The sequence below is a fragment of the Massilia sp. 01N417 genome (genome assembly GCF_056399645.1).
Genome location: NZ_JBFTRS010000003.1, coordinates 97,468 through 115,316, shown reverse-complemented (window position 1 = coordinate 115,316; position 17,849 = coordinate 97,468). Strand labels below are relative to the sequence as shown.

Genomic DNA, 17,849 nt, shown 5'->3' with positions numbered 1-17,849 from the left:
TCAACGAGGGTTCAAGAAGAGGACACGATGACCGCATCCAAGAAGACCTCCGGCGCCGATGGCGCCGGTTCCGTATTAAGTACCGTGTCCGGTCCCTCCGACGCGGCGCCGCCCAGCCCTGCCAAGTCCGGCAATCCGGTCGAAAAGCGCCTGTTCGAGAAGGCTGCCGCGGAGAAGCAGCTGGCCGCCGACATGCCGTTCAATCCGAACAAGCCTGGCGAATACGGCGACGCGGCCCGCACGCCGGCCGAGGGCGACCACCACAAGCCCGCTACGCCGGCAGCTACCGGCAGTACCAGCAGCGAGATCGCCAGTTCCGACAAGGTCGGTGACGGCAAGCCTGCGATCGGCGCCAATCCCACCGTGGCGCCACTGGACCGTGTGCGCGTCGATCCGGGCGACCGCCACCTGACCACCAACCAGGGCGTACTGGTGGCGGACAACCAGCACTCGCTGAAGATTGGCCTTCGCGGTCCGACCGCGATGGAAGATTTCATCCTGCGTGAAAAGATCACCCACTTCGACCACGAGCGCATTCCCGAGCGTGTCGTGCACGCACGCGGCTCGGCCGCGCACGGATTTTTCGAAGCCTATGACGACTTCAGCGCGCTGACCCGCGCGGCGCCTTTCGCCGCCAAGGGCAAGCGTACACCGGTGTTCGTGCGGTTTTCGACCGTGGCCGGCGAGCGCGGTTCGACCGATGTCGCGCGCGACGTGCGCGGATTTGCGGTCAAGTTCTACACCGACGAGGGCAACTGGGACCTGGTCGGCAACAACATCCCTGTGTTCTTCATCCAGGATGCGATGAAGTTTCCCGACCTGGTGCATGCCGCCAAACCGGAGCCGCACCACGGCATGCCGCAGGCAGCGACCGCGCATGACACCTTCTGGGACTTTGCCGGGCTATCCCCGGAGATCGCGCACATGCTCATGTGGGCCATGTCCGATCGCGCGATTCCTCGCAGTTACCGTACCATGCAGGGTTTTGGCGTGCACACCTTCCGCCTGGTGAATGCGAATGGCGAGTCGCGCTTCGTGAAGTTCCACTGGAATCCACTGCAGGGCACACACTCGCTGGTCTGGGACGAAGCTGTCAAGATTTCCGGCGCCGATCCGGATTTCCATCGCCGCGACCTGTGGGAAGCCATCGAGTCAGGCAACTTCCCGGAATGGGAACTGGCGCTGCAGGTCTTCACGGAGGAGCAGGCCGCTTCCTTCCCCTTCGATATCCTCGATCCGACCAAGCTGGTGCCGGAAGAGCTGGTACCGCTGATGCCGGTCGGCCGCATGGTCCTGAACCGGAACCCGGACAATTTCTTCGCCGAGACCGAGCAGGTGGCGTTCTGCACCGCGCACATCGTACCCGGCATCGACTTCAGTAACGATCCTCTGCTGCAGGGCCGCAATCACTCTTATCTGGATACCCAGATTTCGCGTCTCGGCGGACCGAATTTCCACGAGATCCCGATCAACTCCCCGATCGTGCAGATCCAGAACAACCAGCGCGACGGCATGCATCGCCAGGCGATCCATCGCGGCCGCGTGAATTACGAGCCGAATTCGCTGGGCGGTGGTTGCCCCTTCCAGGCCGGAAAGATGGGCTTTACCAGTTTTCCGGAGCGCTTCACCACCGAGGACAAGGTACGCGGAAATCCGGCGCTGTTTGCCGAGCACTATGGCCAGGCGCGCCTGTTCTACCAGAGCCAGACCCCGGCAGAACAAGCCCATATCGCGAACGCTTTCCGTTTCGAGTTGACGCGGGTACAAACCCCGGCCGTGCGCCAGCGCATCCTTGCCCTGCTGGGCAATGTCGACAAAGACCTTGTCGCCAAGGTCGCCGAAGGCCTGGGCATGGAGGTGCCGGCGCCGCAGCCGCGCGCTTTCGATGGCGAGGTGCCGGATTATCCGCCGTCGCCGGCGCTGTCCCTGATGAGTCGTCCCGGAGAGACAGGCATCCGTACGCGCCGCGTTGCGATCCTGGTGGCGCCGGGCGTTGACGAGGCCCAGGTCAACAACCTGTACACCGGCCTTTTGAAAGCCGGCGCGGTGCCGCGCCTGGTGGGCGGTATGCTGGGCAAGGTCAAGTCGGCAGGCGGTACCGCTCTGGATGTCGAGATCTCGCTGGAGGCCGGCCCATCGGTGATGTACGACGGCATGATCGTGCCGGATGGCGCCGCCGACGCCCTGGCGCGAAATGCCCATGCCATCGACTTCGTGCGCGAGCAGTACCGTCACTGCAAGCCGATCCTGGTGATGGGCAGCGGCGCCGACCTGCTGGCCAAGGCGATGGTACCGACGACGCTGCCGGACGGTTCGAACGATCCGGCCCTGCTGGTGGATGGCGTACTGGCCGACTTCCAGGCCGCGCTGGCCGGCCATCGCGCTTTCGCGCGCGAAACCGATCCGCCGATGGTGTAACAGCGCTTTCGCATCCCTGTGACAAACGTGGACGCCGGCCGATGCCGGCGTTTTTTCGTGCTTACTGCGCCTTTTCGGCTTTCTCCGCCCTGGCGGCCAGCTTGGCCAGCGGATCCTTGACCGTGTAGTCGGAGGGCACGGTGAACAGGGCGGGCGCCGGTTCCCCGCGTTTCAGATTATCGAGGCGGAATACGGTGTCGCCGCTGCGCGGATCGCTGTGCCTGGTGTAGACGGTCACCTGCAGGTCCGGCGCGTACCAGGTCTCGTCCGAGACCACGATCGGGTTGCGGTTGCCGATCTCGCCGGCCGGGATCTCGTAGCTGCGCAGCTTGCCCTCGGCCTTGATGCCGTTGAACTCGCGGGTGCCGAGGTCTTTGGTGCTGGCCTTCGAGGCCCATTTCATGTCGCCGAACACGCCGGCCGTCAGCGGCGCCAGGCGCACCTGGGCGGCGCGCAGGGCCTCGCTGTTTTCCTCCAGCGCCTTCGATACCTGGATGTGCACGTCCTGCTGGATGTTCTGGCGCAGCTCGGGGTTCACGCGGGCCACGCGCTTGACGATGATCTCTTCGCTGCCGTCGTCCAGCTTGCGGCGTTCGACGCTCGGCAGGGTGCCGTCCCTGCGCATCTGCTCGACCCGGGCGCGGGCTTCCTCTCCCGCTTTCCGTCCGGCCTCGGCGGCCTTGCGCGCGGCATCGCCGGCACGGGCGATCCTGGTCGCGGTGCGGTCCTGGGGCTTCAGGATCCAGGTGGCGCCGGCGACCGGATCGTGGATGGTGATCACCTTCAGCTCGCCCCTGGCGTCGACCACTTCCTGGCGGGTGCGGCCGGCGCTGTCGCGGTAGGCCATGGTGGTGTGGCGGTCGGCGATCTGGTTGCCGTCGGCCAGGTTCTGCTGGCGCTCCGTGACCATCTGCGCGCTGTAGGGGGCGTCCTTGACCGGGCGGATCGCAGTGTCGCGGGTGATGGTGAAGGTGGCCGGTCCGGAGGTGCTGAACGTGCCGTCGCGCCCCACGAAGAAGCGATCCGCCTGGACCTTGACTGCCCCGGCGCGCGGGTCGCCGGCGGGAGCCTCTTCGGCCAGGGCGGGAATGGCCAGGCTGGCCAGGAGTACTGCAAGAACGAGTTGTTTGGTCTTCATGGCATCCTCGGTTTGAATAGTCAATTAACGGAAGTCAGGCGCAGCGCCAGCGGCTGGCCGTCCGCGCCGAGCAGCATCTCGGCGCGAACGGTATCCCCGGCGTTTTCCGGGGTAAGCGGAACCCCCAGCGGCGCCAGGCTGCTGCGGGATACTTCGGTTTCGACCATGCGCGGCGCCGGCTCCTGCTCGATGCGCTCGGGCGACTCCAGCGCGATGAACAGGCCGCCGCCGTCGCGCGATATCAGCGGACGGCTGCGGGCGTCCGGATCCACGGCCAGGCGCGGGTTGTGCAGCAGCAGGCTGAAGACGGTCACGGCCGTCACCGCGGTCGACAGGCCGCCGGCCAGCGCCCAGCGGCGCAGCGCCAGCCGGCGGTACCAGGGCGTTTGCGGAAACTGGCGGGCGAAGGCCTGCATCAGCTCTTTTTCCACGCCGCGTGGGGCGTCCTGCTTTGCCATCTCGGCGCGCAGGGCGTCGATCAGGGGGGCGATCGGTTCTCGGGTGTCCATGTGGGCTGTCCTTCTCAAGCTTGGGCCAGGTCGGGCGCATTGCGCCAGCCGGCCAGGCGTTTTGCCAGGGCTGCGCGGCCGCGCGACAGGCGCGAGCGCACGGTGCCGATGTCGACCTGGCAGATGTCGGCGATCTCGGCATAGGAGAGTTCGTGCATTTCGTACAGGATGACGACGTCGCGGTAGTGGGGCGCCAGGTGGGCCAGGGCGCGCCGCACCTGCTCGGCGGCCTCGTTGTCCAGCAGCCGCGCCAGCGGTCCGCCTTCGTCCAGCGGCAGGTCGGGCTCGGGATCCTCTTCGGGACCATCGTCCCGGGCCTCCGCGCCGGGCAGGGCGACGTGGCGGCGGCCGCCTTCCTCGCCCTTCAGGATCAGCTTGCGCGCCACGCCGAACAGGAAGGCCTGCAGCTGGCCGCGCAGCGGATCGAAGCGGAAGCGTTCGGTCAGCAGGCCCATGAAGGCTTCCTGCACCACGTCGGCGGCGGTGCCGGGCGAGCCGCAACGCAGCAGGGCGAAGCGGTACAGCGGACCCTGGTGGCGCCGGTACAGGGCCGCGAAGGCGTCTGCTGCATTGGCCGAAGCGCTGCGCATGGCGCGCAGCAGGTCGGTGTCGGAAGTGGCGGAGGTCGTGTTCATGGGTAGCGGTTCTTTACCCATATTCCGCCACGGAACTAAAAAAGTTCCAGGTATTTTTGGATTTTTTTAATCGATCCAGTTTACGCGGTCAAATTTGGATCGGAAATCGTCCGCCATCGCCACGACCTGGCTGGTCTTGTAGTTGAAGAAGACGAAGCCCTGCTTGGCCATCGCCACCAGCTTCTTGTCGCGCGGGCGGGTAATACGGAAGATGATGTCGCCGCCGTATTTGTTGAAATCCATGACGCCGACTTCGAACAGCAGCTGGTCGCGCGCATGCGCTTCGGCGCGGTAGGTGGTGGCGAGGTCGGTGACGATGATGCCGGTACCGTCGCGCTCGGTTTCGGGGACGCCGAATTCGAACAGGAAGCGGGCGCGCGCCTCGGAGATCATCGAGATCATCGAGTCGTTGCCGAGGTGGTTGGCGGCATTGATGTCGGTGACGCGCACCGTCAGCAAGGTCGTGTAGTAATACTGGTCTTCGGGGAAGTCGAGTTGTAAGCGTGCCATGGTTCGTGATTCCTATCCGGAGCGGATAGCGTAGCTGGTCTCAGTCCTGGCGGGTCAGGCGGTAGATCAAGAGCGCGGCGCGGATCGCACTGCGCTCGATCGAGGCCACTTCCAGGCTTTCGTTGGGCGAATGGGCGCCGCCGCCGCTGGCGCCGAGGCCGTCGAGGCTGTCGACGTAGGGCGCGGCGAACTGGATGTCGCCGGCGCCGCGCGATTCCGGCGGCACCATGCCGATCGGGCCCAGGCCGGCGTCCTGGCTGGCCCGCGAATACTGTTCCAGCACCTTCAGGTTGCCGGGCGTGACCGCCATCGGCGGGTAGGAGTCGCGGAAGTTGATCGCCGCGCTGGCGCCCGGCAGGCTGCGGGCCACGATCTCGCGCATGCGCGCCTGGGCGCGGTCGCGCTGGGGATAGTCCAGGTAGCGCAGGTCGCCCTTCACGGTGACGGTATTCGCGATCACATTGGTCTTGCCGAAGGCGGTGCCGCGCGAATGCTCGTCGTCGAAGGCCACCTCGGTGCCGCCCAGGATCACGCCCGGGTTGAAGGTGAGGCCGGGTTCCACCACCTGCTGGCGGAAGGCGTCGAGGATGCGCGCCGCCTCGTACACGGCGCCATAGCCGCCCGGGCCGAACACGCCCATCGAGTGCGCCTGCCGCCCCTTGACCTCGAGTTCGAAGAAGGCGGTCGAGCGCCGCCCGACGGTGGCGGCCGCCATGCCGTCCTTGCCGGTGATGCTGCCTTCGAAGCTGAGGGCGACGTCGCTGCGCTTGGCGATGTCGACCATGTCGCCGCGCGAGATGCTCTTCGGATTGCCGGCTTCTTCCTCGTCGCCGGTCAGCATGACGGCGATGCGGGTGCCGTCGAGCGCGCCCACGCGCTGCAGGGCACGCAGGGCTTCGACGATGACGACGTCGCCGCCCTTCATGTCGGACACGCCCTGGCCCTTGATGCTGAGGACCGTGCCGTCGGGGCCGGGCTGCGGCTCCCAGGCCGGGGTGGTGTTGCCGGGTTCGAAGACGGTGTCGAGGTGGCCCAGCAGCAGCAGGCGCTTGCCTTGCTTGCCCTGGCGCTCGGCCAGCAGGTGGCCGGCGCGCTGCATCCCGGGCGGCAGCTCGATCCAGCGCGTCTTGAAGCCGAGTTCGTCGAACTGGTCGCGGAACAGCTTGCCGACGGCACGTACGCCCGCCTGGTTCATCGTGCCGCTGTTGATGAGGACGCTTTGCCGGAGCAGTTCCAGGGCTTGCGGCGCGTGGGCGCGGATCTCGGCCACGATCTGCTGTTCCACCGGGCTCAGTTGCTGCGGCGTTTGCTGCGGAGTTTGCTGAGCCACCGCCACCTGCATCGCCACGCCTGCCGCCAGCCCCAGCATTGCCTTCACCGTCCTGCGCATCGCATCTTTCCAAAAGTAATGATGCTCAACTGTACACCGATTCGGTGCCGGCTGGCTGTATGGACGCGGGTTCAGCGTTGCGGATCGGTGGGATAAGGCGGGCGGCGGCGCATCTTTTGAACGACCCCGGCGGGGTCCAGCAGCAGCACCAGTTCGGTGTGGCGGCCGGCGCCGGCATTCGCTTCGTAGAGCCAGGCTTCATAGCCGCTGTCGAACACCACGTTCCTGGTCGGGCCGAAGGCGGCCAGCAGTTCGGCGCGCGTGGTGCGGCCGGGGACGACGACTTGCGAAAAACGGTCTTCGGCGACGATCTTGCCGGGCTCGTTCGGGCTGGTGGCGCAGCCGCCGAGCAGCAGCGCCGAGGCCAGCAAGGCGATGAGCGGCTTCATGGCTGGACCTCCGCCGGCGGGTCAATCATGTACTCGAAGCTGACCAGGGTGTCGTCCGGCCAGCTGCGGTCCCAGATCGGTGCGTAATAGGTGCGGTCGAGCAAGACCTGGCAGTCGCAGTATTCCAGCATGCCGGGGCTCTGGTCGCCGCCGGCGTAGAGCATGCGGAAGGGCAGGATCTCGCTGCGCTCGCCGGCGTGCAGGGTGACCGAGAACACGGGGCGCTCCGTGAAGAACAGGAAGTTGCCGTCCGGGCTGTTGCAGACCTGTTCCGGCGTGGTGAGGGCATTCGAAATCCAGCCGAACAGCGGCGAGCTGTTCGATACCAGCCCCGCCTCCATGCCGACCAGGCATTCCAGGCGCAGGTCGCCCAGGCGCCGCGTGCCGGGCGGCAAGCCCGGCGTGATCACCTGGGCGCGCCAGGTCATGCTGGTGGTCTTGCGGTTGGCGACCACGGCGGCGTCTTCGCGCAGGGCCTGCTCGTTGCGCGGCAGCACGAAGGTATTGTCCTCCGCCACCGGGATCGGCACCGCGATGTGGTCGCCGAGGGCGCGCAGGGTGATGTCCCGCATGTTCACCTTCGGCGTACGCGGCAGCAGGCGGAAGCGCAAGCTGGCCTGGGGTGCCAGCGCATGCTCGCGCTCGAAGCGCTCCATGCTGCGGATCATTTTGCGGTAGGACTTGTCGACCGGATCGCGGGTCGAGGTCACGGTGACGGTTTGCGGCTTGCCCTCCGGCACCTCCGGATTTGCCTGCTGCGCCGGCGCCAGGGCCGGCAGGGCAGCGAGGGCAAGCGCGATCGGAAAACCGCTGGGGCGCATCGCGGGCACCCTTACCAGTAGCGAACGCGGCCGACGTCCATGTGGACGAATTGCGAGTCCGGGTAATAGCCGACCCCGCCCGCCTTCTCCGCCATGATGATCTTGTGCAGCTTGGCCAGGTCCTGGCCGGGAATGCGCACGTCGATGGCCTTGCCTTCCATGTGCAGGCTGTGCTTTGCCACGCCGGTCGTGTTCTCGTGCAATTTCTCGTTCGTTTCCGGCGAGCGGTAGCCCGAAATCACGTGGATGGTCGGGTGGCTGCTGTACTGGGCGCTGATGCGGTCGAGCAAAACCAGCAGCTTCGGATCGATGGCCGAGATCTTGTTGTTGCGGTGGTCGCGCAGCAGTTTATTAATGTCCTGCAAGGCGTCCGGGATGAACTGGCCTTCGGCCCAGAAAATGCTGCGCAGGCTTTCGCCGGTGTGGGTGTTGTACAGGCGCAAGACCCGTTCGTTCGGCGCCACGGCGGCCGCGTTCGTGGATGGAATATTGGCCGCCTTCGCGGACCGGATCACCGCCGGCGCCCCGAGGACAGAGGCCAGCATGGCGGAGCTTTTGAGGAATGAGCGTCGTTGGTTCATGAGCTTTCCTTACGAGTTCGCAAGGAGACATGATACGCCTCATGCGCAATGCATGCAGGAGGCGTATTTCCCCACGGGCTGTCAGTCCAGAACTACAAGGCGGGAAGATTTCTCATACGTAAGCCTCATTGATCAGGGAGCTCAGGATGTGGTCCCGCCATTGCCCATCGATGTGCAGATAAGCGCGGGCCCGGCCTTCGTGCTCGAAGCCGAGCCGCGTCAGGAGCCGCTGGCTGCGTTCGTTTTCGGGACGATAGTTCGCCATCACGCGGTGCAGTCCCATCTCCTCGAACACGAAGCCGATCGCGCAGCGCAGCCCTTCCTCCATGAAACCTTTTCCCTGGAACGTGCGGCATAGCGAGAAGCCCAGGTGGCAGGCCTGGAATGGCCCGCGCACGATGTTCGTGAAGGCACACTCGCCGACGATGCTTCCGCTGTCGGGCAGGCGCAGCAATAAATGCAGGGCTTGCTGGTCACGCATAGTTGCTTGCATGGAAGCGATACGTGCCTGTGTTCCCTCGAGCGTGTAGAAGTGCGGGTCCCGCTTCGGTGTCCAGGGCTGGAAGCCGAGGCGATTGCGCTGCTGGTAGTCCAGCATCCCGCCGGCGTCGCCGGGACGTGGAGGGGACAGGACCAGGCGGTTGCTTCGTAACAGCGTGTCAGTGAGTTGCATCGGCCGCCTCTCTCCTCGAAACGCTCAGTGTACTCAGCAGTTTGAATCCACGGCAAGCAGCGGCGGCCTTGCGGATGCCGTGCGCACGCCGCGCTGGCTTAGAATGGTCGGCCAGATTTCCGGAGGCACAGCATGCGTCTGCCGATTCGCCCACGCGTATTCCTGGTCCTGTCATTGGCCCTGCTGGCGCCGATCGCCGCAGCCGCGCCGCCGGCCGCCGTCGACATCCCCATCCCCGATATTCCCTACACGAGGTTCGTGCTGAAGAACGGCCTGACCGTCCTCGTGCACGAAGACCACAAATCGCCCGTGGTGGCGGTGAACACCTGGTACCACGTCGGTTCCAAGAACGAGAAGCCGGGCAAGACCGGCTTCGCCCACCTGTTCGAGCACCTGATGTTTTCGGGCAGCGCCAACTTCAACAAGACCTTTCTTTCCGCCCTGGAGGGTATCGGCGCGAGCGACCTGAACGGCACCACGAACAAGGACCGCACCAATTACTTCGAGACCGTGCCCACCTCGATGCTCGACTACACCCTGTTCGCCGAGAGCGACCGCATGGGCCATCTGCTGGGCGTGCTCGACCAGAAGAAGCTGGACCTGCAGCGCGGCGTGGTGCAGAACGAGAAGCGCCAGCGCGAGAACCAGCCCTATGGCGTGGTCGAGCAGATCGTTACCGAGAATACCTGGCCGGCGGGTCACCCTTATTCCTGGACCACGATCGGCTCGATGGACGACCTCGACGCCGCCTCCATGAGCGACGTCAGCAACTGGTTCAGGACCAACTACGGCCCGAACAATGTGGTGCTGGTGCTGGCCGGTGACGTCACGCCCGCCCAGGCGCGCGAGAAGGTCGAGCATTACTACGGAGATATCCCACCCGGCCCGCCGGTGGCGAAACAGCGCGCATGGATCGCCAGACGCAGCGGCACCCATCGCGAGACCGTGCAGGACCGCGTGCCCCAGGCGCGCATCTACCGGATCTGGAACGTTCCCGGCGCGGATACGCCGGAAGAGGCGCTGCTGGACCTGGCGGCCCACGTGCTGGGCGGCAGCAAGACTTCGCGCCTTTACCAGCGCCTGGTGGTCAGGGAGCAATTGGCGACCTCGGCGTTTTCCAGCGACGACTCGAGCGAGATCGCCGGCCAGTTCGGCATCAACCTGACGGCGCGACCCGGCGCCGACGTCGTCCGCATGGAAGGCATCGCCGACGAGGAATTGCGCGCACTCATGAAGAGCGGCCCGCGCGAGGACGAACTGGGCCTGGCGAAGACGGCGATCCTGGCGCAGTACGCGCGCAGCGTCGAGCGCGTCGGCGGCTTCGGCGGCAAGAGCGACATGCTGGCGCGCTGCATGACGTTTACGGGCGACCCCGACTGCTACAAGACCTACCTGAAGCGCATCCGGGCGGCGACCCCGGCGATGGTGCGCCAGGCCATGGCCGAATGGCTCGGCGATGGCGACTATATCCTGGAGGTCGATCCTTTCCCGGCCGGCCTGGCGGCCTCGATTACCACGCTCGACCGCAGCAAGGGGGCGCCGCCGGGACAGCCCGAAAAGCTGCGGCTGCCGCCGATGCAGGCGGCGACCCTGTCGAACGGCCTGAAGGTGGTGCTGGCCGAACGCCACGGCGCGCCGGTGGTGAACCTGTCGATGATGATCGATGCCGGCTACGCCTCGGGCTCGCACGAGCTGCCGGGCCTGGCGAGCCTGAGCCTGCGCATGCTGGAGGAGGGAACGCGGAATGGCGCAAACAGGCGGTCTTCCCTGCAAGTCAGCGCCGAGCTGGAAGCGCTGGGCGCCTCCTTCGGCGCCGCCACCAACCTCGACGGCGCCTTCGTCAACATGAACGTGCTGGTGCCGACCCTGTCCCGGGCGCTGGGCCTGTATGCCGACCTGGTGCTGCATCCCTCCTTTCCGCAGGCGGATTTCGAACGCCTGCAGCGCGAGCGCATCGCCGCGATCGCCCGCGAAAAGACGGTGCCGCGGGCGATGGCGCTGCGCGTGCTGCCGGGACTCCTGTATGGCAAGGACCATGCCTATGGCCTGCCGCTGACCGGCACCGGCACCGAGCAGGCGGTGGCGCGCATGACGAGGGCCGACCTGGTGCGCTACCACCAGGCCTGGTTCAAGCCGAACAATGCGACCTTGCTGGTGGTGGGCGATACCACCATGGCGTCCTTGCGGCCGCTGCTGGAAAAGGCCTTCGGCGGCTGGCAGGCGGGGACAGTGCCGCGCAAGAACGTGAGCCAGGTGGCGCAGCCGGACAAGACCGTGATCTACCTGATCGACCGTCCCGGCGCCCTGCAGAGCGAGATCGTCGGCGCCCAGCTGGCGCCGCCGCGCAATACCCCGGAGGCGGTGGCGCTGAACCTGCTGAACGACGTCTTCGGCGGCACCTTCAGTTCGCGCCTGAACATGGACCTGCGCGAGGACAAGCACTGGTCCTATGGCGTCGGCTCGGGGCTGGTGGCGGCAGTCGGGCAGCGCATCCTGTACAGCGCCTCGCCGGTGCAGACCGACAAGACGGCGCCGGCCCTGCGCGAGCTGGCCCGGGAATACGCCGACATCGCCGGCGCCCGTCCCATCAGCGGACCGGAACTGAAGGCGGCGCAGGACAACGAGACCCTGGGCCTGCCCGGCGCCTTCGAGACCATCGCCCAGCTCGGCAATGGCTACGCGACCATCCTGCAATACCACTTGCCCGAGGACTACTACAACACCTACACGGACAAGGTCTGGGCCGTGAACCCGGCCGAGCTGAATGCGCTGGCGGCAAGGACGATCCTGCCGGCGCGGCAGCTATGGATCGTGGTGGGCGACATGAGCAAGGTCGAGGCCGACGTGCGCGCCCTGGGGATGGGCGAGGTGCGCAAAATCGATGCCGATGGGAATCTTTTGCCCTGACCCTCGCTCATCCGTGGGCAGGGTTTGAAAACAGATGTAACGGCGCCGCCGGCCCGGCCGGGGAAAGGGATAATTTTTTGTTACGGTTTGGCACAATTGGCAATCGTGCGCGGCAGTATGGGAGTGTAGGATACGTCCATACACTTTATTTTTTAATAATAAAAGGAACCCATCATGAAGACCACGACCATTTCCGCCCTGCTGTTCTCCGTCGCCGTGCTGGCCACCGGCTGCCACAAGGCCGAAACCACCACCAACAAGGACATGGGCCCGGCCCAGACCGCGGGTAAAGCCGTCGACGACGCCGGTGCGAACGCTGCCGCGGCAACCCGTGAAGCCGCCGCGAACGCCAACGCCGCCGCCGACCGTGCGGGCGAGAAGATCGACGCCGCCACCGACCGCGCCAACGCGAAAATCGATGCCGCGGCCGACCGTACCGCCGCCAACATGCACGAAGCCGGCGCCGAAGTGCGTCAGACTTCGAAGGAAGCAGCGCATAACGTGAAGGAAGGCGCCAAGGATGCGACTGCGGCAACCGGCCGCGCGCTGGAGCGTACTGGCGAGAAGATGCAGGACGCTTCGAAGTAATCGGTTAGCTCGGGAACGTCATTCCTTCTTTCGCGGGAATGACGTTCACACTTGGCACGAACCTTAGGTAGCCGCCTTCTCCCGTTTCTTCCGCTGCTCTTCCTGCCACTGGTGATAGCGCTCGATATGCTGCTCCCTGCGCAGCACCTTCGAATGCGGATCCAGCGTATAGCCCGCCCCTTCCGGCAGCTCGACACTCCCCTTGCCATCCGCCATCGGCACATTTACCACGCGGTCGCCCACGCGCACCTCGACCGGCATCGGGAAGGGCGTGTTCTTTTCCGTCTTCCATGCCAGCTGCAGGGTGTTGCCGCTGCGCGTGGCCTGCAGTTCCGGCAGTGCCTTCTGGTACAGGTAGGCCTGGAAGAACCAGTCCAGGTCGCGTCCGCTCGTGCGCTTGACGATGGCCATGAATTCCGGCGTCGTGCCGTAGCGCGGGGCGAAGTTGCCGGGGCGCGGGTCGGGGGTGCCGTAGACCTCTTCGCGTACGGCGCGGAAGAAGGCCTGGTCGCCGATCAGGCCGCGCAAGGTGTGCATGACCAGTGAACCCTTGTTGTAGATGTCCTGGCCGGGGCCGCCGCGCTTGGTGTCGTAGACGTCTTCTTCCAGCCTTGGCTTGCCGGACACGATGGGCGCCTTGTTCTCGATCATGCCGCGCTGGTGCATCAGGGAAGCGAAGTATTCGAGGTCGCCGCGCAGGTACTGCATGTAGAGCGGCTGCATATAGCTGCCCAGTCCCTCGTGCAGCCACATATCGTCCCAGTTGGCGTTGGTCAGCTGGTTGCCGAACCATTCGTGGGCGAACTCGTGCTGCAGCAGTTCGTCATAGCCATAGGCCGTCTTCGCATACTTGTTGCCGTAGGCATTGATGGTCTGGTGTTCCATGCCCTTGTGCGGGGTCTCCACCACGCCCATCTTTTCGTCGCCGAAGGGGTAGGGGCCGATGGTGCTCTCGAAGAAGTCCAGCATCGGCGCGAACTCGGCGAACAATTGCTTCGCGCCTTCCTCGTTCTGCGGCAGGTACCACATGCGCAGCGGAATCACGTTGCCGTAGCGGCTGCGGTATTCGCCGGACAGCACCTGGTAAGGCGCGACGTTGATCGAGATGCCGTAGGTGCTCGGGTTCTTGGTGCGCCAGTGCCAGGTGCGCCAGCCGTCCGCCTCGTCCATGCCCATGGCGATGCCGTTGCCGGCCGCGACCAGCGGACTCGGTACCGTGATGTGTTCGTCGACCAGCCTGGGCTTGCCGGTCGGGTGGTCGATGCAGGGCCAGAACAGGTCGCAGCCTTCGCCCTGCACGGCACTCGCCACCCAGGGCTTGCCGTCCGGGGTCGTCGACCAGACGAAGCCGCCGTCCCAGGGCGCGCGCTTGGCCACGTGGGGCTGGCCGTGATAGCGCACCCTCACCACTGCCTGCTTGCCGGGTTGCAGGGTCTGCGGCAGGTCGATGGTCAGCTTGCCTTCCGGGTTGCGCCAGCTGCCAGCCGGCAGCGGCTGGCCGTCGACGTCGATGGCGTCGATCGGCAGGTTGCGGTCCAGGTCGAGTTCGATGCTATGGAGCGGCGCGCGGGTGCCGAAGGTGAGCGTGACGTCGCCGCGGATGCTGCGGGTGTCCGGCTCGATGCGCAGCTTGAGGTCGGCCTTGTCGAATTCGAGGGCTTGCTGGGCTTCGCTGCGGGGAGCGCCGGAACCGGTGCTGTATTCGGTCAGGAAAGGCTGCGGGGTGACGCAGCCCGCCAGCAGCGCGCTTGCGCCGACGATGGCGATTTTTTTCATGTTCTGCGGCGTTTGCCGTCTCTAATTTTGATCCCCGGAAATTTATCACAGAGCCTGGGCGCGGTCTGTATTAACTGCAGGCCGCCCATTGCGCGCCGCCTGAACCGGGTCTGGTGAATACTGCGGTCGAGGAGGATTTAATTTTATGAATGACAAACTGAAAATCGACATCGCCCGCACCGCCCTGGTGCAGATCGACTTGCAGAACTTTAATGTGAACCGGGAACTGGCGCCGCACCCGGCCGAGCGCGTGGTGGGCAATTGCGTGCTGCTGTCGAGCGAGATGCGCGACCGCGGCGGCATGGTGATCTTCGTGCGCGTGCAGCTGGACGAGCTGCGCCTGCCGCCTGCCGACAATCCGATGTTCAAGCCCGGTACGCCGTCACCGCCGCCGGAAGCATCGTACATGGCGGAGTCGGCCCAGGTGCAGGCGCAGGACCACGTGGTGACCAAGCGCCAGTGGGGCGCCTTCTACGCTACCGAGCTCGACCAGCTGCTGCGCCGGCGCGGCATCAAGACCATCATCATGACGGGCATCGCCACCAACTACGGCGTCGAGTCGACCGCGCGCGCGGCCTTCGACCGTGGCTACGAACTGGTTTTCGTGGAAGATGCGATGAGCAGCGGAAACGCGGAAGCGCACAAGAACTGCTGCGAGAACGTGTTCCGTAACATGGGCAGGGTGCGCTCGACCCGCGAGCTGATCGACGCCCTGCAAGCCGGCACCGGCGACGCCTGAGCATTACCGGCGCCGTCGCCGGATCACTTGCGAGCAGCCTGCGCCTGGCCGTTCTGCGCCTGGGCGTTGGCCTGGGCCTGGGCATTCGCCTGGGCCTGGGCGCGAGCCTGTTCGCGTTCCTGTTTCTTGGCCATGTGGTGGCCCACGGCGCAGCCCACGGCCGCGCCGGCCAGGTGGTGCTTGCCGAGGAAGTGGCCGCCGACGGCGCCGGCGGCCGCGCCTTTCAGGCAGCTGGGCTTGGCATAGGCGGCGCCGGTCGAGGCCAGCGACAGCAGGAGGGATACGGCGATGAGTTTGGCTTTCATGGTTATCTCCGGTAGCAGGTGGATGAAGCTAGCCTAGGCCTGGCGAACCGATCCGACTGTTCGCCATTCAACGGAAACAACGTTACCGGCACCGCCGCGGTTGACCGCGGCAGTGCCGGCGGCATCAGGCAGAGCGGGCGATCTCGGCCGTGATCTCGTAGGAACGCAGGCGCGCCGCGTGGTCGAAGATTTGCGAGGTGATCATCAGCTCGTCCGCGCCGGTGCGCTCCACGAAGGCCTTCAGTTGGGCGGCGACGGTGCCGGGCGCGCCGATGGCCGAGCACGACAGCACCGAATCCAGCATCGACCGCTCCGGCGGGCTCAGCAGATCCAGATAGCCTTCGACCGGCGGTTTCAGCCTGGTCGGGCGGCCGCTGCGCAGGTTGATGAAGGCCTGCTGCATCGAGGTCGCGCGGAAGTGGGCTTCGGCATCCGTGTCGGCGGCGAACACGTTAAAGCCGRGCATCACGTACGGCTTGTCGAGCTGGGCCGAGGGACGGAAGGTGGCGCGGTAGAGCTCGATCGCCTGCATCATCATCTGCGGCGCGAAGTGGGAGGCGAAGGCATACGGCAGGCCGAGGGCCGCCGCCAGCTGGGCGCCGAACAGGCTGGAACCGAGGATCCAGACCGGCACGTCGAGGCCGGCGCCGGGCACCGCTGCTACCGGCCGGCGCGGCGAGCCGGCGAAGTAATCCATCAGCTCCACCACGTCCTGCGGGAACTCGTCGGCATCCGAGGCCAGGTTGCGGCGCAGCGCGCGCGCCGTGGTGTGGTCGGAGCCCGGTGCGCGGCCCAGGCCGAGGTCGATACGGCCGGGGAACAGCGAGGCGAGGGTGCCGAACTGTTCGGCGATCACGAGCGGTGAATGGTTCGGCAGCATGATGCCGCCGGCGCCGATGCGGATCGTCGAGGTGCCGTTGGCAACATGGCACATCAGGACCGAGGTCGCCGCACTGGCGATGCCCGGCATGCCGTGGTGTTCGGCAAGCCAGAAGCGGTGGTAGCCCCAGCGCTCGCCATGCTGGGCAAGGTCGAGCGAGTTGCGGAAGGAATCGGAAGCGGTGCCGCCCTCAACGATGGGGGCGAGGTCGAGTATCGAGAGAGGAATCATGGAGGCATGATACGCCGATCGGATTTTTTGCGTGCGGAGGCACCGCGCTTGACCCCGGCTGGTGGCCTGCCTATGATGCCTTGGTTCAATTTCGCCAACGACAGCAACCATGCCCCGCCCAGCCATCTCCCCAATCCGCCGCTCCCTGTTCGCCGCCGCCTGTATCGCCCTGCTGCTCACCGGCTGCGCGCATGGCCGTCTCGACAACCCCGCCATCCCGCAAGTCGACGCCGCCATGCAGGAAGCCATCGGCGCCCATAAGCTGCCCGGCGCGGTGCTCCACATCGAGCATGACGGTGCGGTCTATGAGCGGGCCTATGGACGCCTGAGCTACGAAGCCGATGCGCGGCCCGTCGAGACATCGACGGTGTACGACGCCGCCTCGCTGAGCAAGGTGCTGTCGACCGCGCCTTCGGTGCTGAAGCTGGCGGAAGAGGGCAAGATCGACCTCGACGCGAAACTGAGCGCCTACTTTCCGGAATGCGCGAACGGCGGCAAGGAGGCCATCACGATCCGCCACCTGCTGACCCACAGCTCGGGCCTGCCGGCCGGGCTGCCGGCCAAGCCGGCCTGGCATGGCGATGCCGCCGCCCACGCCCTGGCCTGCAGCCAGGTGGTGACGCATCCGCCCGGCACCTTCTTCCGTTACTCGGACATCAACTACATCCTGCTGGGCCAGCTGGTGCAGAAGGTGTCCGGCATGCCGCTCGACGAATTCGCGCGCACCCGCATCTTCGCGCCGCTGAAGATGCTCGATACCGGCTACCTGCCGCTGCGCCGCATGGATGCTGCCCGCGCCACGTTGATCGCGCCGACCCAGAAGGGTGCGGAGAGCGCCGGTTCGGCCCACGGCGACCTCGCGCCCGGCCAGCTGCTGCAGGGCGTGGTGCACGACCCGACCGCGCGCCGCATGGATGGCGTGGCCGGGTCGGCCGGCGTGTTCACCACCGCCCGCGACGTCGCGCGCTATGCCCGCATGCTGCTGCGCGGCGGCGAGCTGGACGGCGTGCGCATCCTCAGCCCGGAGAGCGTGCGCCTGATGACCACGGCGCAGTCGCCAGCCGGCATCGAGGCGCTGCGCGGCCTCGGCATGGACATCAATTCGCCCTATGCGGTGCGTCCGCGCGGCACCGTGTTCCCCGTCGGCAGCTACGGCCATACGGGCTTTACCGGCTGCGTGCTGTGGATCGATCCGGGCTCGCGCACCTTCTACGTGCTGCTGTCGAACCGGGTCTACCCTGACGACAAGAGCAATGTGCTGGAACTTTATACCAGGCTGGGTACGCTCGCGGCGCAGGCCGCAAACCCCTGATATGGATGTTATCGGGGGCAAAAACGCATCAACGTGTCGCTTTTTTG

The 17,849-nt window shown here is 66.1% G+C and carries 17 protein-coding genes; 5 read left to right on the top strand and 12 right to left on the bottom strand.

Going from position 1 to position 17,849, the window contains the following annotated elements; genetic code table 11:
• The first annotated feature begins 27 nt into the window (after positions 1–27).
• The gene (locus AC1DOQ_RS04310) at positions 28–2,418 is read left to right on the top strand and encodes a catalase (RefSeq protein ID WP_477360616.1); all 2,391 of its coding nucleotides are present in this window, start codon (positions 28–30) and stop codon (positions 2,416–2,418) included.
• A gap of 61 nt (positions 2,419–2,479) precedes the next feature.
• Here AC1DOQ_RS04310 and AC1DOQ_RS04305 read toward each other — a convergent pair whose 3' ends face one another.
• From AC1DOQ_RS04305 to AC1DOQ_RS04265, 9 genes are all read right to left on the bottom strand, one after another.
• Positions 2,480–3,556, bottom strand: coding sequence for a hypothetical protein (locus AC1DOQ_RS04305; RefSeq protein ID WP_477360614.1), 1,077 nt, complete (start codon positions 3,554–3,556; stop codon positions 2,480–2,482).
• Positions 3,557–3,576: 20 nt separating this feature from the next.
• The gene (locus AC1DOQ_RS04300; RefSeq protein ID WP_477360612.1) at positions 3,577–4,065 is read right to left on the bottom strand and encodes a hypothetical protein; all 489 of its coding nucleotides are present in this window, start codon (positions 4,063–4,065) and stop codon (positions 3,577–3,579) included.
• A gap of 14 nt (positions 4,066–4,079) precedes the next feature.
• Positions 4,080–4,700 carry an RNA polymerase sigma factor gene (locus AC1DOQ_RS04295; protein ID WP_477360610.1) on the bottom strand — a complete coding sequence of 207 codons (621 nt, stop codon included), beginning with the start codon at positions 4,698–4,700 and terminating at the stop codon, positions 4,080–4,082.
• A 66-nt stretch (positions 4,701–4,766) separates the two neighbouring features.
• Positions 4,767–5,210, bottom strand: a complete 444-nt coding sequence (locus AC1DOQ_RS04290; RefSeq protein WP_477360608.1) for a thioesterase family protein — start codon at positions 5,208–5,210, stop codon at positions 4,767–4,769.
• A 40-nt stretch (positions 5,211–5,250) separates the two neighbouring features.
• Positions 5,251–6,600 (bottom strand): M20/M25/M40 family metallo-hydrolase, encoded by a 1,350-nt coding sequence (locus AC1DOQ_RS04285; RefSeq protein WP_477360606.1) that lies wholly within the window; start codon positions 6,598–6,600, stop codon positions 5,251–5,253.
• Positions 6,601–6,671: 71 nt separating this feature from the next.
• On the bottom strand, positions 6,672–6,989 hold the full coding sequence (locus AC1DOQ_RS04280) for a hypothetical protein (protein WP_477360604.1): 318 nt from the start codon (positions 6,987–6,989) through the stop codon (positions 6,672–6,674).
• Positions 6,986–7,810: a hypothetical protein gene (locus AC1DOQ_RS04275; protein WP_477360602.1), complete on the bottom strand. Its 825-nt coding sequence runs from the start codon at positions 7,808–7,810 to the stop codon at positions 6,986–6,988. The genes AC1DOQ_RS04280 and AC1DOQ_RS04275 overlap by 4 nt, the downstream gene beginning before the upstream one ends.
• An 11-nt stretch (positions 7,811–7,821) precedes the next feature.
• On the bottom strand, positions 7,822–8,391 hold the full coding sequence (mepK, locus tag AC1DOQ_RS04270) for a peptidoglycan L,D-endopeptidase MepK (protein WP_477360600.1): 570 nt from the start codon (positions 8,389–8,391) through the stop codon (positions 7,822–7,824).
• Positions 8,392–8,503: 112 nt separating this feature from the next.
• Complete coding sequence (locus AC1DOQ_RS04265) at positions 8,504–9,064, bottom strand: GNAT family N-acetyltransferase (RefSeq protein WP_477360598.1); 561 nt, start codon at positions 9,062–9,064, stop codon at positions 8,504–8,506.
• 132 nt (positions 9,065–9,196) lie between these two features.
• Between AC1DOQ_RS04265 and AC1DOQ_RS04260 the strand changes: the two genes are divergently transcribed.
• Positions 9,197–11,971 (top strand): M16 family metallopeptidase, encoded by a 2,775-nt coding sequence (locus tag AC1DOQ_RS04260; RefSeq protein WP_477360596.1) that lies wholly within the window; start codon positions 9,197–9,199, stop codon positions 11,969–11,971.
• 174 nt (positions 11,972–12,145) lie between these two features.
• Positions 12,146–12,559 (top strand): hypothetical protein, encoded by a 414-nt coding sequence (locus AC1DOQ_RS04255; protein ID WP_477360594.1) that lies wholly within the window; start codon positions 12,146–12,148, stop codon positions 12,557–12,559.
• 63 nt (positions 12,560–12,622) lie between these two features.
• Here AC1DOQ_RS04255 and AC1DOQ_RS04250 read toward each other — a convergent pair whose 3' ends face one another.
• Positions 12,623–14,335: a M1 family metallopeptidase gene (locus AC1DOQ_RS04250; protein ID WP_477360592.1), complete on the bottom strand. Its 1,713-nt coding sequence runs from the start codon at positions 14,333–14,335 to the stop codon at positions 12,623–12,625.
• A gap of 145 nt (positions 14,336–14,480) precedes the next feature.
• Here AC1DOQ_RS04250 and AC1DOQ_RS04245 point away from each other — a divergent pair, with 145 nt between their 5' ends.
• Positions 14,481–15,074, top strand: a complete 594-nt coding sequence (locus AC1DOQ_RS04245; protein ID WP_477360590.1) for an isochorismatase family protein — start codon at positions 14,481–14,483, stop codon at positions 15,072–15,074.
• A gap of 23 nt (positions 15,075–15,097) precedes the next feature.
• Here AC1DOQ_RS04245 and AC1DOQ_RS04240 read toward each other — a convergent pair whose 3' ends face one another.
• Together AC1DOQ_RS04240 and AC1DOQ_RS04235 are read right to left on the bottom strand one after the other, a co-directional pair.
• Positions 15,098–15,379, bottom strand: a complete 282-nt coding sequence (locus AC1DOQ_RS04240; RefSeq protein ID WP_477360588.1) for a hypothetical protein — start codon at positions 15,377–15,379, stop codon at positions 15,098–15,100.
• A gap of 124 nt (positions 15,380–15,503) precedes the next feature.
• Complete coding sequence (locus tag AC1DOQ_RS04235) at positions 15,504–16,490, bottom strand: LLM class flavin-dependent oxidoreductase (RefSeq protein WP_477360586.1); 987 nt, start codon at positions 16,488–16,490, stop codon at positions 15,504–15,506.
• A gap of 109 nt (positions 16,491–16,599) precedes the next feature.
• Between AC1DOQ_RS04235 and AC1DOQ_RS04230 the strand changes: the two genes are divergently transcribed.
• Entirely contained in the window at positions 16,600–17,802 is a 1,203-nt protein-coding gene (locus tag AC1DOQ_RS04230; RefSeq protein WP_477360584.1) for a serine hydrolase domain-containing protein, read from the top strand.
• Positions 17,803–17,849: the final 47 nt, after the last annotated feature.

Coding starts and splice junctions, on each gene's coding strand:
- AC1DOQ_RS04310 (WP_477360616.1), top strand. CDS start 28: ATGACCGCATCCAAGAAGACCTCCGGCGCCGATGGCGCCGGTTCCGTA.
- AC1DOQ_RS04305 (WP_477360614.1), bottom strand. CDS start 3,556: ATGAAGACCAAACAACTCGTTCTTGCAGTACTCCTGGCCAGCCTGGCC.
- AC1DOQ_RS04300 (WP_477360612.1), bottom strand. CDS start 4,065: ATGGACACCCGAGAACCGATCGCCCCCCTGATCGACGCCCTGCGCGCC.
- AC1DOQ_RS04295 (WP_477360610.1), bottom strand. CDS start 4,700: ATGAACACGACCTCCGCCACTTCCGACACCGACCTGCTGCGCGCCATG.
- AC1DOQ_RS04290 (WP_477360608.1), bottom strand. CDS start 5,210: ATGGCACGCTTACAACTCGACTTCCCCGAAGACCAGTATTACTACACG.
- AC1DOQ_RS04285 (WP_477360606.1), bottom strand. CDS start 6,600: ATGCGCAGGACGGTGAAGGCAATGCTGGGGCTGGCGGCAGGCGTGGCG.
- AC1DOQ_RS04280 (WP_477360604.1), bottom strand. CDS start 6,989: ATGAAGCCGCTCATCGCCTTGCTGGCCTCGGCGCTGCTGCTCGGCGGC.
- AC1DOQ_RS04275 (WP_477360602.1), bottom strand. CDS start 7,810: ATGCGCCCCAGCGGTTTTCCGATCGCGCTTGCCCTCGCTGCCCTGCCG.
- mepK (WP_477360600.1), bottom strand. CDS start 8,391: ATGAACCAACGACGCTCATTCCTCAAAAGCTCCGCCATGCTGGCCTCT.
- AC1DOQ_RS04265 (WP_477360598.1), bottom strand. CDS start 9,064: ATGCAACTCACTGACACGCTGTTACGAAGCAACCGCCTGGTCCTGTCC.
- AC1DOQ_RS04260 (WP_477360596.1), top strand. CDS start 9,197: ATGCGTCTGCCGATTCGCCCACGCGTATTCCTGGTCCTGTCATTGGCC.
- AC1DOQ_RS04255 (WP_477360594.1), top strand. CDS start 12,146: ATGAAGACCACGACCATTTCCGCCCTGCTGTTCTCCGTCGCCGTGCTG.
- AC1DOQ_RS04250 (WP_477360592.1), bottom strand. CDS start 14,335: ATGAAAAAAATCGCCATCGTCGGCGCAAGCGCGCTGCTGGCGGGCTGC.
- AC1DOQ_RS04245 (WP_477360590.1), top strand. CDS start 14,481: ATGAATGACAAACTGAAAATCGACATCGCCCGCACCGCCCTGGTGCAG.
- AC1DOQ_RS04240 (WP_477360588.1), bottom strand. CDS start 15,379: ATGAAAGCCAAACTCATCGCCGTATCCCTCCTGCTGTCGCTGGCCTCG.
- AC1DOQ_RS04230 (WP_477360584.1), top strand. CDS start 16,600: ATGCCCCGCCCAGCCATCTCCCCAATCCGCCGCTCCCTGTTCGCCGCC.